At 55.4% G+C, this 16,050-nt stretch carries 12 protein-coding genes; 4 read left to right on the top strand and 8 right to left on the bottom strand.

The window, feature by feature from the left end:
- The first annotated feature begins 114 nt into the window (after window positions 1-114).
- Both RBB81_RS01445 and RBB81_RS01440 read left to right on the top strand, forming a co-directional pair.
- On the top strand, window positions 115-1,632 hold the full coding sequence (locus RBB81_RS01445) for a tetratricopeptide repeat protein (protein WP_353072456.1): 1,518 nt from the start codon (window positions 115-117) through the stop codon (window positions 1,630-1,632).
- Window positions 1,619-2,044 (top strand): hypothetical protein, encoded by a 426-nt coding sequence (locus RBB81_RS01440; RefSeq protein WP_353072455.1) that lies wholly within the window; start codon window positions 1,619-1,621, stop codon window positions 2,042-2,044. Before RBB81_RS01445 ends, RBB81_RS01440 begins: the two co-directional genes overlap by 14 nt.
- A 313-nt stretch (window positions 2,045-2,357) precedes the next feature.
- On the opposite strand, the gene RBB81_RS01435 is transcribed toward RBB81_RS01440, so the two are convergent.
- Complete coding sequence (locus RBB81_RS01435; RefSeq protein ID WP_353072454.1) at window positions 2,358-2,819, bottom strand: DUF2127 domain-containing protein; 462 nt, start codon at window positions 2,817-2,819, stop codon at window positions 2,358-2,360.
- An 806-nt stretch (window positions 2,820-3,625) separates the two neighbouring features.
- On the opposite strand from RBB81_RS01435, the gene RBB81_RS01430 reads away from it, so the two are divergent.
- Complete coding sequence (locus RBB81_RS01430; protein ID WP_353072453.1) at window positions 3,626-4,462, top strand: hypothetical protein; 837 nt, start codon at window positions 3,626-3,628, stop codon at window positions 4,460-4,462.
- A 227-nt stretch (window positions 4,463-4,689) separates the two neighbouring features.
- On the opposite strand, the gene RBB81_RS01425 is transcribed toward RBB81_RS01430, so the two are convergent.
- The 4 genes from RBB81_RS01425 to RBB81_RS01410 all read right to left on the bottom strand — a co-directional run bounded on the left by RBB81_RS01425 (window position 4,690) and on the right by RBB81_RS01410 (window position 7,484).
- A complete protein-coding gene (locus RBB81_RS01425) occupies window positions 4,690-5,190 on the bottom strand; it encodes a lipocalin-like domain-containing protein (RefSeq protein ID WP_353072452.1) in 501 nt (166 codons plus the stop codon).
- A gap of 68 nt (window positions 5,191-5,258) precedes the next feature.
- Window positions 5,259-6,161: a LysR substrate-binding domain-containing protein gene (locus RBB81_RS01420; RefSeq protein WP_353072451.1), complete on the bottom strand. Its 903-nt coding sequence runs from the start codon at window positions 6,159-6,161 to the stop codon at window positions 5,259-5,261.
- A gap of 278 nt (window positions 6,162-6,439) precedes the next feature.
- Complete coding sequence (locus RBB81_RS01415; protein WP_353072450.1) at window positions 6,440-7,129, bottom strand: glucoamylase family protein; 690 nt, start codon at window positions 7,127-7,129, stop codon at window positions 6,440-6,442.
- On the bottom strand, window positions 7,053-7,484 hold the full coding sequence (locus tag RBB81_RS01410; RefSeq protein WP_353072449.1) for a hypothetical protein: 432 nt from the start codon (window positions 7,482-7,484) through the stop codon (window positions 7,053-7,055). Before RBB81_RS01410 ends, RBB81_RS01415 begins: the two co-directional genes overlap by 77 nt.
- Window positions 7,485-8,117: 633 nt before the next feature.
- Between RBB81_RS01410 and RBB81_RS01405 the strand changes: the two genes are divergently transcribed.
- Window positions 8,118-8,906, top strand: coding sequence for a class I SAM-dependent methyltransferase (locus RBB81_RS01405; RefSeq protein WP_353072448.1), 789 nt, complete (start codon window positions 8,118-8,120; stop codon window positions 8,904-8,906).
- Between the two features lie 278 nt (window positions 8,907-9,184).
- Here the strand turns inward: RBB81_RS01405 and RBB81_RS01400 are convergent, their stop codons facing one another.
- The 3 genes from RBB81_RS01400 to RBB81_RS01390 form a co-directional block, all read right to left on the bottom strand.
- Entirely contained in the window at window positions 9,185-10,855 is a 1,671-nt protein-coding gene (locus RBB81_RS01400) for an amidohydrolase (protein ID WP_353072447.1), read from the bottom strand.
- Window positions 10,856-11,385: 530 nt separating this feature from the next.
- A complete protein-coding gene (locus RBB81_RS01395) occupies window positions 11,386-12,612 on the bottom strand; it encodes a lactate 2-monooxygenase (RefSeq protein ID WP_353072446.1) in 1,227 nt (408 codons plus the stop codon).
- A gap of 2,695 nt (window positions 12,613-15,307) precedes the next feature.
- Window positions 15,308-15,796 carry a hypothetical protein gene (locus RBB81_RS01390; RefSeq protein ID WP_353072445.1) on the bottom strand — a complete coding sequence of 163 codons (489 nt, stop codon included), beginning with the start codon at window positions 15,794-15,796 and terminating at the stop codon, window positions 15,308-15,310.
- Window positions 15,797-16,050 lie beyond the last annotated feature (254 nt).

The following is a 16,050-nucleotide window of genomic DNA, read 5'->3' as shown; positions in this document are numbered from 1 at the left end:
CGTATCTCTCGGCGATCCGCCAAGATATTGAGGTTTTAGAGGGTGGGCCAGGAAGTTACGTGACGTAAGTCACGCGTTACATTATTTTGTTTGAACGACTTGCGGCTACCTTTCATGCGTACAGAGCTAACGCAAATCGATCCAAACCTGGTTACGGAACAGGTCGAACGCATTCTCAAGTCAAAGGTCTTCGAGGCTGCAACCCGCAGCCAGGCCTTTCTTCGGTATGTTGTCGAGAAGTCGTTGGCGAATTCGCCGCCCAAAGAGTACGCCATTGCAGTCGATGTCTTTGAGCGAGGGACCGAGTATGACCCGACGGTTGATTCAACGGTCAGAGTAGAAGCAGGTCGTTTGCGCAGTCGTCTTCGCGAATACTATGCAGGGGAGGGCCAAGGCGACCCCCTCCACATCGAGATGCCCAAGGGGAGCTATGCAGCCGTCTTTACGGTGCGCGATACAGAGAAGGGACTACACCGACAGCTCCAACCGGGCCTAGCGGATCCGCAAGCGGCGAAAGGCGCAGCCGAAACGGAAGCTGAGGCAAAGGCCGCGATTGCCCCGACGGCGGAAGCTGGAAGTGGACACCTCAAAATGCGGGTGGGGATGCTGGCGTGCTTGCTGACGCTAGTAGTTGTTGTTGCCAGCTGGCTTCTCCAAAAGCGTGTCAGAGAGGTTAGACCGATCCGGTCCATCGCCGTCCTTCCGCTGCAAAACCTGTCGGGCGACCCGAAGCAGGAGTATTTTGCCGACGGGATGACCGACGAACTGATCACAGAGCTGGCGCGGATTCCGAATTTGCGTGTGGTCTCGCGAATTTCAGTGATGCGAGACAAGGGAAGCGGAAAATCGTTGCGGCAGATTGCTCAAGAGCTTGGTGTCGACGCGATCATTGAAGGCTCGGTGGTTCGCGCGGACGACCGCGTTCGGATCACAACGCAACTTATCGACGCACGGGATGATAAACACCTGTGGGCGCAGAGCTTCGAGGGGCACCTGAGCGACGTTCTGTCACTGCAAGATGATGTCGCCCGCGAGATCGCATATCAGACGAAGACTGCCCTGACTTCGTCGGTCCAGAGTCAGCTAGCGAGCCCGAAGCATATCAATCCCGAAGCTCATGATGCTTATCTACGCGGGCGGTTCTTCGTCGAAAGGCGGGACGGTAAGACAGCGGCATCTTATTTTCGCAAGGCCATTTCGCTCAATCCGGAATATGCCGCAGCACATGCAGGACTTGCGGAAGCACTTATCACGATGCACGAGGCAGGCGGAGCTCCAGTGAACGAGGTGATGCCGGATGCAATCGCCGCCGCGAAACGAGCAATCGAGTTGGATCCGAACGATGGGGAAGGCTACACGGCGTTAGGGACGATCGACACAGTCTTCCTGTGGGACTGGGACGCGGCAGAACGGAACCTTCGCCGCGGGATCGAGCTCAGCTCAAACAGCGCTCTTGCCGAGATCCGCTATGCAATTTATTTGACTGTGCGAGCTCGCAGTGAGGAGGCCATTGCCCATATGCGAAAGGCGGTAGAGTTGGCTGTCATTTTTCGCGAATCGGTACCTAGGGAACACGCTCTATTTCGGCCGGCACTACGACGAAGCGCTCGCGGCGCTAGTGCACGCCAGTGAAATTGCGCCGGACGGGGCAGCAGCGGTTCAAGGTTGGGTATCCAACATCTATGAAGTTGAGGGCAAGTACGATCAGTCGGTCGCTGCCGATCTGAAGGGGATCGAGGTGTATGCTACTCCGCAGCAGGTCCATCTTCTGCGCTCGGGGTACGAGAAGAGCGGCTGGAAGGGTTATCGCGAGGCCCACCTCCAGTATTCACTCTCACAGATCGACCATCAATGCGCTTCGTATGACATTGCAGAAGACTATCGGGCGCTTGGCAGGGTAGATGAGGCGTTCGATTGGTTCGACCGTGCATTCGACGAGCGCTGCATCTTCATGATGGCCTTGAACGCAGATCCGAGACACGACGGAATCCGCAGCGATCCCCGCTTCCACGAGCTTTTGCGTCGGACGAATCTAGTTCACTAATCCCTGGCATGAATCTCTGTCCATGGAACGCGAGCCTCGCCGTCCGGCGCGATGGGCGACAGCTTTTTCGTGTTCAATCCAAGCTGACTAATTGGATTGTCCTTGCGCAAATCTCAAAACAACAGTTTCTAAGCAGGTGCTCCACATTCCACCTGAACAAATCATCGGCTTTCGGACAGGTGCCCGCGACTCAACTGTTGCCAACAGGGCGATGCACTCATCGAGTCGACATAAGCCGACTTCGAACCCTACTCTTCCGAAACGCGCTTCTCTGCATCAACGGCGCCGGATCGAACGTCCTCATCATCCTTCATTATGCTCGACTGTCCCTGCGAATCCGCACGATGAGATAGGCAACGATTGCAATATTGAGGAGAAGCACGATGACCTTTGCGACCGTGGGATGCCGGTGGATCTCAAAGATCTCCAACGGAATCAGGGAGCCGGTAATGATAGCGGTGAACCACTCGGCCCAGCGTTTCGCGAGCCACAGACCAACCCCTTCGGTTAGAAATAGCGCGGCGTAGACGAAGCTGCCGATACCCACGTCCCTGAAATCCCTGGGAGGAAGGTTCGCTATCTTGGCGAGGAAATGATCCAGGTAGCGGGCTCCCGGGTTGAAGCTGAATTTTCCAGCGAATCGAGTGATTGTGTCAGCAGCGTTATTCGTGTGAATCAAGCGTAGCGCGCCAATGCCCACCACTATAAGAGTTAGCGCCTTTACTAGCTTGAAGACGGCGATCAGGCGGAGGAGCCCACTGTCTTGTCTTTTCATGAGGGCGTGTTTACCTTCTGCACGAATGTTCTTACGCAGCGGCTATGCCAGACGTCTCTCGATGGTAATCGAATCGGTCACTACAAGCCGACTTATGAGGACTACCTTGCTTTATTGCGTTCATTGGCGATTTGCCGGAGCGAATGCGCAAGAGCCGGTTCGTCAGGTTCTGCTGCACTTTGCTTTTCAGCTTTTCAGCTTCTCGGCAAGCGCATAGGCTTTTCCTATGCTAATCTTCTGCATCACCGCATGGTAGGAGCCATTTGCGCGCATTCGACCCAAAGAACCCAGAGAGTTTCCTGCAGCGAGACGACGCTCCTTACGCCTTGGGTGCGTTCTCTCCGCGGACATTTGTTCACCAGCTCTTACAGGTCTTTATGTCTACCTCTACCAAAGGTAAGAAGGCCAAAGGCGATACCGAGAAACTGGTATTCACCAGCGAACAGGACTTCTGGAACAACCTGAATTTGCTAGCGGACGTATCGCTGGAAACCTTCCGCATAAGCGACTGGTTTCCGAGAACTCCCGGGCTCTATTGGAAGCAGGAAGCCGCCCACGCGCGACTTCACATCGAGGGAAACAAATCAGATCGCAATGATGCCCTCGGTTCTTACTACAAGCCTGCGTTCAAGTCTGAATTGATCGAATCGGGCGGCATAGGCTCCATACGCTTACGCCCAAGACAAATTGACGATGAATTTTGTTGGTACGGGACTGCATACACTGGTCGCTTTTGCCACATGGGCGTCCCCCTCGTAATCCCCGAGAGGCTTTTGCGGAAAACAGGTTTGACCTGGGGAGAATGCGTGACCCTCACGGGCCGTGTACGCTTTCTCCAGAACGTCGGGCTGGAAGAGATAGGCAATCAACAGAGAGGCACGCGACCCCTCATCTTGTTTGTAGAAAAGATCGAGGGTGGTGCAAAGAAGAAGCCTGAGCCCTTCTTTGTCAGCCCGGTGGTCATGTTCAAGCGCGAGAAGGAATGGATCGACTACGGATACCCGCCGCAGCACCAGTACACCTTTGTAAACTGCGAGCCCACGGAAGCTCAGCTGTCAGACGCTGCAGGATGGATGGAACGTTACGCGGCCCAGTTCGAAGGTGAGTTGGTTACGAACTTCGACGAGCAGAGTCCTCTGCTGGCAGATGCTCCGCTCAGCTACCAGCGCCTTATGACAAAGACGTACGACAAGCCGATCATTCAGAATTTGCTGGGTAAGGTAGTAGTCAAAAGCCTGAAGCACCTAGAAGTTAGGGAGATGATCATGACCCAGAACAACGTAAAGGTCGGCGGAAACGCCATCATCAACATCGACTCGGAACTGAAGAACGTCACGCAGACAATCAATGCATCAACCGGTCTGAAAAGTATGCAAAAGTCGAAGTTAGACGACTTGGTTCAGCAGCTCAAGGCCGAGCTCAAGCCGATTGAAGCCTCGCACTCTGAAGAGGTGCAAGCAATCACTGCGTCTGTCCAGAAGGCAGTCAATGCAGCTTCGAAGCCGGAGGCCGAGCGCAAGAAACCTTTCATAGATCTTTCGGCTGATGGGCTGTTGCGCACGGCAAAGCTGGTTGCGGACGTAGCTCCTGCCGCTGTCCACGCCGCCGGACAGCTCGCAACCTACATTCAGGGCCTCGTTTAGACCGGAATGAAGCTCTTATAAAGCTATAGATCTGGAGCAACGCAATTACTCGTTGCAGCATTCAGTCAGTAGCCGCCAACCCCCAGGTGATGTAGGTAACGATAAACGCTGTTCTTGTCAGTGACCGATAGCTGACGAGAAGCCGACTTGTCATTACCAATTAGACAAACCTGGAGACGTTTAGCCAAGCAGCCACATCAACTTTACGTGGCGCCTTTCTACGTCTTCTACTGAACAGCGATACGGCGGAGGACGGTGATCGGGATAGAACCGTCGGGGCGGGCGGGGACTTTCCAGCTGAGAATGTCGCCCTTAAGTTCATAGGCGCGCACTTGAGTGGTGTCGTCATAGTTCGGAAAAGTTGAGCGATCAATCTTCATGGTGACTTTGCTGGATGCCGGGTCGACGCTATAGGTGCCGAACGAGCAGCTGGCGCTCAGAGACGCATCTTTGTACTCCTCGGGTGTGCCCTTGGCCCGGTCATTGCTGGCGAACTTCACGCGCACATCCCGGAAGACTTCAACCATGAAGTGGCCGTCGGCAGTAAAGATGGCCAAGCCGTGCGGCTGAGTTCCATAATCGGCGACTCGGGTGCCGTCCGGGAGGAGTTTGTCCGCAGCGATGAGCTTCCATGTGCCGACAAACGAGTTCGCGGCAGGCGTCTGGGCATGCACGGAGGAGATAGCGAATATCACGGTAGCAATGAGCGAAAGGACGCGAGCGATCATGAGTGCACCGTACCATCCGCATGAACGCTGCACAATTTGATTGTTCTTACCGAAGGATTAAGTGGCGCTTACGCTTTCCGCAATACGTGGGAGCGTTGCGGGTGCGTGAGTTCGGCCAGAGCGCCTCGTGTGGCCGCGCCAAGCAAAGAATGGAAAGCATCAAGAGCAGAGTTAGCGGCGTTCGGGCGACGGTGCAGTGCCACGGGAAGAGTTGGAAGGGTAGGCAGGCGATGCAGCGACCTATTCGCCACTAGATGAGCTGGCAGTTGCATAGCGGTGCGCGCGGTAATGCCAAGCCCTCCTTGAAGCGCGGCCCATAGGCCGTCCAGGCTTGGGCTGGTGGCCGCGATACGATGCGGGATTCCGGCGGTTTCGAGCTGCTGTACCGCGGCCTTGCGGAAGGCGCATTGAGGGCCAAGTACAGCAAGTGGGAGAGAACCATCTTGTATGCGGAAAGCTCGGCTCGCGATCCAGAGCACAGGCAGTTCGCCCAGCAGCAGAGCGTCCTTCCGATCCGCGAATCCAATTGTCAGCGCGAGATCAAGCTGACTCTTGTCAAGGGCTTCGATGATAGCGCCGTTACCCTCAATACGCAGCTCTATTTGAGTTCGTGGATAAAGGGCTGCGAACTGCCGCAAAGCATCAGGCAGCAGCGCCGCGAAATCCTGCGGAGCACCAATGCGAACGGTGCCGGCTAGCGTCGCGCCCTGCATGGTTTGCAACAGGTCATCGTTCAGGGCAAGCATGCGCCGAGCGTATCCGAGGGCGGTCTGTCCGGCTTCTGTCAGCTTCAGAACCCGGCCCTGCTTGCGAAAGAGCGGTGTTCCTAGTTCCTCTTGCAGGCGCTTCATCTGCAGACTGATCGCGGCTGGTGTCCGCCCCAGACGGTCTGCCGCCTGCGCGAAGCCGCCTAGATCATGGGCCGTGATGAGTGTCCGTAGAATGTCGAGATCGAGGTTACGCAGAAGCATCCCTAACGTGAGGGTACACGAGCTCACAGGCCTACGAAAGTAAGAGAGCCACGATGTCGATCCTGAGAAACGCTAGGTCCGATTTTCTGGACCGGGAGGCCGGCCATGTGATTGCGGTACACTGGCCGACCTCCTGGTACTAATCCCTATGGATGAATGCATTGGCGATTTATCAACAGTTGACCCGCTGTGAGAACTGACGCCCTACGCTGAAACATCACTTCCACGGCAGCGCACGCTTGTCTTCATATGTTCCGTTCGAGTCGCAGTGGTTGATCTTATGTCCCATTCAACCAATCGCCGGTAAAGCCTGCTCGCTTCAAACCGCGCACCAGATTGGGCACTTTGCGGGTGGCGTTCCAGATGATCCCTGTTTTGTAATTCGCGATCATGCCTAGAATCGGCCCCTGATTGTCACTGAGATAATCATTGTCAACCCAGCCTAAGCGCCCATCAACGCTGCCTGACCTAAGGCTGACATGGGTATCACGGAAGCTAGGGTTGAACGAATCGAAAAAACCGTACTTGCCATAAAGCCGCCCACCTTGGAAATTGCGTAAGGCCCAGGCCGCAGGGATGCAAATCTCGGGTGCAAAGGGAATCGAGGCTACCGCGGCGGTGGGGGCAAGGGTGCCATGGTCTTCCTCGTCGGGCATGCCCTTCGGCCCATAGGCCGCATAGCCATAAAACTGCGTCGGCTTGCCTTTGAAATTTATGACTAGATCACCTGGTCCATCGGAGGCGCTGAGGCCCCAGATGTCCTTTGAATAACAATCCCAACCCATGGGGTTGGCAATGGCATAGTTACGCTGCGCATACGTGGCGCGGCGGGAATTCTCGAAATAGTCAAACCCGGCCGCGCGCGTGGTCGCATCATAGATGCCGCGATAGTCAACCCACACGGCCCCATATTGATGCGCGAAGTGCGGCGCAAAGGAGAGGTAGCAAGAGCGTGAACGACGCAGCAAAGAAACGAGTCTCTGCCAGGATTTTTCCCGCGTCGTTCGAATAAAGAAAATCGTGCCCGTGTAAGAAATCGGCGGATTGGCCCGTCTTGTATGATGCGCAGGGCGCGCCGGGATTTTTCGGCCGGTCGAAAACTAGTGGGAGGGTGTCGACGAGCTTCGCGAAGGGTGGATGCTCGGGATTGACGCCGAAATCGCCGCATTGCCAGTAGCGATAACCCGCGAAGATGTGGTCCGCCTCATCGATCGTTTGTGATTGCCGGCGCGCGAAAAATCCTAACTCGGCCACGAGAACAAGCAGGAGGAAAGCCACCGAGACCACCTCGAAATACCTCTTCGATACAATACGTGATCGCATGTCCTACACCGCGCGGGGACGAACTTGCATGGCGAAAGCTCAAAGGTGAACTAACACGCCGAAGATATACCGACGAGATCAAAACGAACAACATTTTTGACTACTCTGCTGCGCTCGACCGTAGGAAGGCTGCAGCTTGCCTTAGCGTACATGATTTCCGTTTCGTGAGGTGTCCCCTAGTGGCGCCCACAGAAACCCGAGGACCGCCGGTAAGTGAACCATCAAGGCGATGGTCGCGATTCGGTAAAAGGGAACGTCGGCTTGGGCCAGCAAAAAAGGCAGAGGCGTGAACTTTGAAGCCCACAGAGATTCCAAGCGGCAGAATCAAGAGGCTGAACATCCAGGGTGCCGGCGATCGAACGGAGTACCGCATGGTTGCAAACTTTATCAGGTTTGACGGGCCGAGAATAGAATCAGGCCCTGGCGTCTGGTCGCTGCCGGTTGCGAGCGGATTACGGGCAAAACGGAAGTTATCCCGATTAGGGAAGAGTAGCTGACCAACCGGGGAGTTAGCCCGTTTTGGAGACGTCTTTCTGTTGGATCTGTATGACCGGCCCACGATGGACTAGATTAGTGTTCCAAGGGTTTGGCTCAAAGCATAAGCCCGTGATCCTCGTGTGGGGAGTGCGCGTTATGACTGAATGGAACGCGTCAGAGTACGCGCGACTGTCTGCATTGCAGGCGGGGATGGCCGAAGAGGTCCTGTCCCTGCTCGACCTGAGCGGTGCGGAACAGATTCTGGACGTCGGATGCGGGAACGGGAAGACCACAACTGAGATCGCCGTACGCGTTCCCAAAGGGAATGTCGTTGGGGTAGATGCCTCCGCCGAGATGATCAACTTCGCAATGGCTCACCGTGACGCCACACTACACTCCAATCTTCAGTTCGTCGTTGCGGACGCCCGGCATCTACCATTCGAGGAGGAGTTTGATCTCGTCGTCTCGTTCAACGCACTTCACTGGATCCCGGAGCAGGGTCAAGCGCTCCAATCCATATGCTCTGCCCTCAAACCTGATGGTCGGGCTAAGCTGCGCCTGGTGCCAAAAGGCGAGCGAATGAGTCTGGAAGACGTGATCGAAGACACGCGCCTATCACCACGTTGGGCTGGCTATTTCAAGTCCTTCCATGATCCATATCTCCACCTCACACCCGAGCAGTATGGCATTCTTGCCGAACGAAACGGATTTCGTGTTCTTCGCACACATACTGAAGCCAAAGCCTGGGATTTTCAATCACGTTCTGCCTTCCTCGCGTTCGGCTCCGTCACTTTCATCGAGTGGACGCAGCGCCTGCCGGAGGGCAAACGTCTCGACTTTGTTAAAGACGTGCTCGATCGTTACCAGCGCGTAGCTGCCGATTCTCCGGGAGAGGAAAATCTCTTCCGGTTCTATCAGATGGATATCACCCTGTTACGGAAATAGCGCCATCGTATGGGACAGCACGGCTTTTCTGAGCTCGCATATCGGGTGATAAGACGCATGTTTCCTGCTAGTAATCAGGCCTCCGTTGCTGAATTCAGCGGGTTAGCAAGTTCATCGGCAATTTATCAACAACTGAGCTTGCGCCGGATTACTTCCGAATAGCCGACCATCCGGAAGTTGCGCTCAATTCAGTGTGTGACCACCCCGCAGCGGCGGTATCTATCCGCAAAGCGCGCTAGCGCTGGGAACGTTTGCTTAGATATACGCCACTCGCCCGCTCAGCGCTGGTAGATCACCTTGCCGTCGAAGATGGTCATGTCGACCCTGGTCTTCTCGATCGCCTCTGGCGGGATTGTAAAGATGTCGTCGGAGAGCACTACCAGGTCTGCCAGCTTGCCGGGTTCGATGGATCCTTTGACCGTCTCCTGGTGTTCGGCAAATGCGGATCCCATGGTGTAGGCGTGCACTGCCTGCGCAACGGTGATGCGCTGCTCGGGAATCCAACCGTTTGGGTTCTTACCGTCGAAGGTGCGGCGAGTGGTGGCGGCATAGATGCCCATCACGGGATCCAATGGCGCGACCGGCCAGTCGGAACCGAAGGCGAGTGTTGCACCGGCATCCAGCAGGGATTTCCATGCATAGCTCGACTTGATACGCTGCGGGCCAAGGATGGTTTCAGCCCACCGTCCGTCGTCGATTGCGTGGTAGGGCTGCATGGAAACGATCACGCCAAGCTTTGCGAAGCGCGCGTAGTCCTCCGGATGAAGGTGCTGCGCGTGCTCGATGCGGGGGCGGCGATCGGCAGGGCCATTGTCTTTTTCCAGGCGGCCGTAGAGATCGAGTATGGTGCGGTTGGCGCGATCGCCGATGGCGTGGATCGTAAGCTGGAGTCCGGCCTTGTCGGCCTGGCGCATCGATTCGTAGAAATGCTCGACGTCGAGAAGATCGGGGCTGGCGAGGCCGCTCTTCGCCGGATTGTTCGTGAACGGCTCATCCATCCAGGCAGTTTCAGAACCAAGGGCGCCATCGGCGAAGGCTTTCAGATTGCCAATGCGGAGATAAGGACTGCCAAAAGGCGCGACGATGCCGGCGTCGGCCAGAGTCTTCCAATCGCGGACGGGAAAAGCCTCGTAGATGCGGACAGTCAACTTGCCAGCGCGCTCGATCTTCTGGAACTCGCGAAAATTGTCCGGCTGGCCGCGGTCTTCGGAGCTGTCGGCCATGTTCTGCACGCTGGTTACGCCGTGAGCTGCTGCTTCCATGGCCTGGGACTCCTCTTTGGGAGACAGCGGAGGCATGATGCGCTGGACGAGAGCGATGGCAGCGTCTTTGAGAATGCCGGTCGGGTTGCCGTCCTTGTCGCGCTCGATTTCTCCGCCCGGCACGTCCTTCGTGTTTCGGTCGATGCCGGCGAGCTTCATGGCCTGTGCATTCATGAGGGCCATGTGTCCGTCGAGCCGCCACAAGAATGCAGGATGATCGCCGGAGACATCGTCAATCAACTGGTGGTCGGGCAGAACGGGCGGATTCCAGCGTTGATGATCCCAAAGGCCATTGCGAAGCCACGCACCTTTGGGCAGGGTTCCCGCGAATTGAGCGATGCGCTCCTTGAACTCGGCCTGGCTGTTGGCTGCGCCAAGATGCACGGTGATCAGCGAACCGCCGCCGATGAGGAAATGCACGTGGGAGTCGTTGAAGCCGGGCAGGAGAAGGCGGCCGCCGAGATCGATGATGCGGGTGTCGGGGCCGACGAGTTTTCTAATCGCTGCGTTATTGCCGACCGCGAGGATCCTGGAACCATCGAGCGCCACTGCCTGGGCGGTGGGCTGCGCCGGATTTTCGGTCCATAGCTTGGCGTTGACGAGGATCAGGCTCGCCTCCGTAGCCGACGCGCTGCAGCAGCAGGCGCCGAGCACAACAATGAGCGAGCATAGCCAGGAAAGCTTCATTGCAACTCCCTTCAAACTGAGGCACGATTGTCCGCGATCACGGGAGAATCGCGGGAAGACAGGGAACGTTTCAGGTTTGTACAACTCTATCAGTGAGCGGGCATTGTGGAGTTCCGCGCGGGTCGGTTCTAGTATCCCTCGGTCGCTCCCGAGTAACGGGCAAATAGGAAGTAATCCCAAGGTGAGAGTTGCCGACCAACCGTCCAGAACCCGAGTAGCGGCACCAGTCCGCACCCGTCTGAAAGCTCCCTTGGCAAGGCCGGGGTGGGATGAAGGGTCCGGTTCCAGCCACGTGCGTTGTGATTACAAGATCCTGCGGCGTTTCTAGGTACCAATGTCCCTGTGGGCGAACCTAAATCGCCCGAGCTCTCTACTAAGCTGCCGATCTCGACGTGAGAGATATGAACGGCGCCTCGCGTCTGAAGGGATCAGGTATGAATGAGGGGTGGGCTCACAAGTTTTATGCTGTAGCAGTGGACAGAGCGAGTCTTCATGCAGGCTTGGGGATGGCGGTGACCGTTTCCAAATAGTTATAGGCGGACAACGCCCGCCTGCCGTAGAGCGGTGAGAGTGGGGAAGCCGTCGATGGCCATCAGCAGGTCGGCTTCGGCCAGAAAACTCCTCAGAACATGAGTCACTCCCTCGGTTCCAGCAAGAGCCAGACCATAGACGTACGGACGTCCAATTCCGACAGCAGCTGCCCCCATTGCTAAAGCCTTGACGACATCGCTGCCGGATCGAACCCCAGAGTCGAACAGAACCGGGGTCCTGCCACAAGCCTCTACGATGCCGGGGAGCATATCGATCGCGGGGACGCCACCGTTGGCCTGGCGTCCTCCGTGATTCGAACAGTAGATTCCTTCGATCCCAGCGTCGATGGCGCGTCTGGCGTCATCGGGATGACAGATGCCCTTGAGGATGAGAGGCAGTTTGGTGAGAGAACGCAGCCATGGAAGATGTTTCCATGTAAGGGGGTTGCCAATGTTTTGAGTCCACTGCATGACCGCGGCGGAGAGATCCTCTTCGGGAGGCTTCGCGAGTGAGCCGCGAAAGCAGGGATCCGTAAAGTAGTTCTGAAGTGCGGCCCCGCGCAGCTGCGGGAAGTTCGCGGCGTTGAGGTCTCGTGGTCGCCATCCGAGAAGCCACGTGTCGAGTGTGACGACGATTGCTTTGAAACCTGCGGACTCGGCGCGATGGATAAGGCTCTCGGTGAGGGCATCGTCCTTCGGGGTGTAGAGCTGGAAAAATCCAGGAGTGTCGCCGAGGCTTGCAGCGACCGCCTCAAGCGTGTCGTTGGACAGCGTTGACGCAATCATTGGTACGCCGGTTGCGGCTGACGCACGTGCGACGGCGAGGTCGCCGTGGCCATCCGGCGTACAGATACCAAGGACACCTATCGGGCTGAGAAAAATGGGAGTGGGTAGCTTGAGGCCAAAGAGGTCGAGGGTCAGGTCGCGCGTGGAGCAGTCCACCAACATGCGAGGAACAAGCCCCCAATGATGAAACGCCTCCGCATTTTGACTTTGCGTGAACTCATCGCCGCAGCCCCCCTGAACGTAAGACAGAACAGAAGGAGGCATGGCTGCCTGTGCCCTCTGCTCCAGAAGCTTGAAGTCGGCGGGAAGGCTGGGAAGCACGCCGCGAAGGCCTTTGAAGTAGATCTCAGTTTGATAGTCGCCGAAGTGGGGCATTCTCACCGTGCTCTTTCTATAGCGAATACAGGTTCGTAGACCTGAAAGCGACATTCGAGCTTTCATACTGCTGTCTCTCGTAACGGGCCACTGTTGTCAGCTTAATTCGATTCATGAGTCACCTGAGTAACTTTTGCAGCGAGAAGGCTCATTCTCGACAACAAATCAACGATGCACCTTTCGAGCGTGAGACTAGTAACGATATGGTCAGCATAGCGGAAGTGATCCCCGGTTCGGCCCTCCAACTACCTAGTTCCTTCCGGTTGACGGGCAAACCGGAAGTTAGCTCGCTTGGCGATTTCAGGCAAGGCACTCATCGAGCGAGCCGAGTAACCTTCGAAAGAGTGGATGATGCTGGTGAATTTACGGAGTCTAGCCAATACGTCGGCTTTATGGATTCCGAAGCTCTGATATTGGCCTCAATTTCCCCAGATAGACGATTACGATTCCCTGATAGTTGAAATTAAATTCCCTGTTCAGTCGGGTCCTAATCTAGAGGAAGCGCGAGAAATCACCTGAATTCATGAGAATTGACGGATAATGCCAGGGTATTCTCTGCAATGTCCATGAAAAATCCCTGTATTAATCCCTGATAGCAGGGAATCGGGCCGGGAGAGCGGTTCGCTCAGGACTGCCTCCACCGCCATTTATTTTGTAATGTCTCGAAGTAGCGACTTGCTGCGGTAGAAGACTCGTAAAATCCCCATAAAATACCTTTTCTTTCGCCTGAGCGCAATCTCCAGAGATGCTGACACGGATCGTTATCTCGCCGGAGTGGACAAATTCCTCCAAATAGGAGGGCTGGAGAGATTTCTGACGGGCTGCGGTTGGTTCGGTCATGAGCCGTAACTCGTGGGCCGCTGTTATTGCCGTGAAAGAGGGTATGAGTGGTTGGTTCAGGCTTTGCCTCAACTTGCAAAATCGTGCTAAACATCAATATCCGCGAAGAGAATCGTGGGACGCTGCCTTGCAGTGTTTGCACTGATTTTCACCCGTTTGGATATCAATTAGTCACCACAGAGTCACTGGATCGCACGTAATGCGGCTACAAACACGCGCTTCGGACGCGAGTTCCTCGCAGTCATATATGGGGTTCTGGACGCCTCAACAGAATCTACGTCCCGAGTTGGGCTTCGGGCCGCGTTTAGATACTGAACCATAGGGAGGTAACGCTCCGGATAGAACAGTCCGTAGCGACTTCGTAAACAGTGAACTCAAGCCACCTCCAAAATCCCTCGACGCGTTTCGCTATCGGTCAGCAAAGAGCCGCGCAGTTTCCTGTTTATTGGTTGTTCACTATCCGATACAAGACGATTGAAACCGGGATTGCGCAGCAGAGCATAATCAAAACTGAGGCAATCTCACCTTTCAGGTGCGCCCCGGCCGATGCCAACGTTGAAATTTTCACCATTCTTTGGTCAGTACGATCATAACCAGGAAATGCGACAGGTACAGCGAATAGGACGCATCTCCAAGCAGGAGCGCCCAGCGTGGCCAGAGCCCGCCAAAACGATCCTCCAGCATGACAAAGGCCAAAGCCAGCAGAGCAGCCGGAACTCCCCATTGCAGGATGCGTATGGATGGTCCAGCGGTCTGTGGAGAGAAAAAAACAACATCGGAGCGAGGATTAAGAGCAGCGCGGCAGTTTTCACGTTCAAGCGAACCCCTTGAATGACGAGTTGTCCTATCAACAGACCCGCAAGGAATTCCAGCAGCAAGGGATCAGTCAGTACCAGGATCGCAGGCCAATGCGCCCCGCGGAATGTGCCCGCCACCACCAGTATCGACATTGCAGGGGTCAGGAAGTAGGCCACACGAATGCGAAACGCAAGCGCTATCGCTAACAGGAAATAAAAGAACATCTCAAATGACAGCGTCCATCCAACGTTTAGTACAGACCTTGCCAACCGGGAACCGTCAACGAGACAACGGACGACCAGATCACAGTGAAACGCGACGGCAAAAGCGACAGACTCATTTTTGTCCCTCAAACTTTGAGCAGTTCGACCTCGGCTTACGCCGTCACGTCACACAGCTCCCATGGTTTGACCGCTGGCCGCGTCTTGGTCAAAATCGACATCGAATTCAGCAGCTGCCTCGTCAACGAACGCCTCGCGTCTGTCGCCATTTCTCAAGCGTCTCACTCCGCCAAGATTTGGACCAACAACACTGAGACGCTCCTAAGACCAAGCGCGGAGATTCAGTTTGTTGATCTAGTCGCACGATGATCTGAATCCAAACCATTTATATGCTTAGAATGTATGTGAGCGAGGACTACTAAACCAATATCATAGGAAAAGATAACGGTTGTTGCTTATGTGACTTTTGCAAGTTAACCCGACTTCTTGCGGAGAGGTGTGCGGAGGGCGCGTCCGGCATGGCGGCACCGTGTCTCGCGTTTAGCCGAACCTGGACGAACTTGTTCAGACCACGTCGAGCTCGATGAATCGCGGCGACTTGTAGGGCTGCTGTTTGCGCAGCACCCAATAGCGTAAAACCTACAGATCCGCCAGTCGGAAGCGTTATGCCAGTCAAAAATCAATAATGGCCGGGTGACGAGCCACCCTACTTCCGACGCGAAGCAGCGTGCTCTTCATTTGGAGAAGAACGGTTCCTCTACTCGGACGATGGAAGCGCTGCACCTTTCGAGAGAAGCGGGGGGGCAGACATCTCAGCCGATGCCGTGTGGCTGCTCCAAGCAGAGGCCAGTACGAATCAACTGTGGTCTGGGCTTTCAACAGAGCTGGCAGCACTTCCAAGGTCAGCATGTCAGTGACTCGTTCGTCTTTAGCGACTGCCATCTCTCTTCTAGGAACAGCGCAGCTTGCTCAAGCGACTCATGGCTAGACCCTACAAGATCGACAAGATAGCGGTTGAACAGGGTTCCAAAAACAATGTGAGGACCATCGTGGATGTCAACCATCAGTTCCTCATACGGCGGTTTCTGCAGGTCGGGAAACCGATGAAACAGTTCTTCGTTCAGTGAACTATAGACTAAGTTTTTCATTTGTCTTACCGTCCAAAGAGTTCTTGAGGTCGAAGATGAGGCGATAGCGATATTTAGGTCATGGGCACCAACGATCTTACCCTCATCGATAAGAGTATTTAGGCGATTGATCGTATCACCAGCCTTAATCCAGTGACCTCCATTGATAAACTCACCCGTCGTCGCTTCATTTCGCACTGCACCGGCGGTTCCTCCAGGAATCTCATCTGTGTCTTGATAGATGATTGCGAATGATAGCTCCAAGTGACGTCATTATTTGACCTTCAATAAAGCGATTGCATCTGATGCCGGCCGACGGTTTCAACACACGGTCACCTGTACTACCAACCAGTCCGTCGCATTTCGAGCAAATAATCAATTTGGATACAACTCACATAAGATGACCGGCACAGCAAACGCTCATCTTATCGCTGAACTGCTCGTTGGAGACAGAAGCCGCCGAACCTTTACCACCACAGTTGCTCATTCTGCTCAAGCGTCATCGCTCGAGCAAGCGA

It is taken from the genome of Tunturibacter gelidoferens, assembly GCF_040358255.1.
Taxonomy (GTDB): domain Bacteria; phylum Acidobacteriota; class Terriglobia; order Terriglobales; family Acidobacteriaceae; genus Edaphobacter; species Edaphobacter gelidiferens.
The sequence above is the reverse complement of the archived record's forward strand: the minus strand, read 5'-3'. Positions and strand labels throughout refer to the sequence as shown.

Bases quoted from the DNA above. Each gene is read 5' to 3' on its own strand.
- RBB81_RS01395 (WP_353072446.1), bottom strand. From the start codon at position 12,612: ATGAAAGCTCGAATGTCGCTTTCAGGTCTACGAACCTGTATTCGCTAT.
- RBB81_RS01420 (WP_353072451.1), bottom strand. From the start codon at position 6,161: ATGCTTCTGCGTAACCTCGATCTCGACATTCTACGGACACTCATCACG.
- RBB81_RS01410 (WP_353072449.1), bottom strand. From the start codon at position 7,484: ATGCGATCACGTATTGTATCGAAGAGGTATTTCGAGGTGGTCTCGGTG.
- RBB81_RS01400 (WP_353072447.1), bottom strand. From the start codon at position 10,855: ATGAAGCTTTCCTGGCTATGCTCGCTCATTGTTGTGCTCGGCGCCTGC.
- RBB81_RS01425 (WP_353072452.1), bottom strand. From the start codon at position 5,190: ATGATCGCTCGCGTCCTTTCGCTCATTGCTACCGTGATATTCGCTATC.
- RBB81_RS01435 (WP_353072454.1), bottom strand. From the start codon at position 2,819: ATGAAAAGACAAGACAGTGGGCTCCTCCGCCTGATCGCCGTCTTCAAG.
- RBB81_RS01445 (WP_353072456.1), top strand. From the start codon at position 115: ATGCGTACAGAGCTAACGCAAATCGATCCAAACCTGGTTACGGAACAG.
- RBB81_RS01405 (WP_353072448.1), top strand. From the start codon at position 8,118: ATGACTGAATGGAACGCGTCAGAGTACGCGCGACTGTCTGCATTGCAG.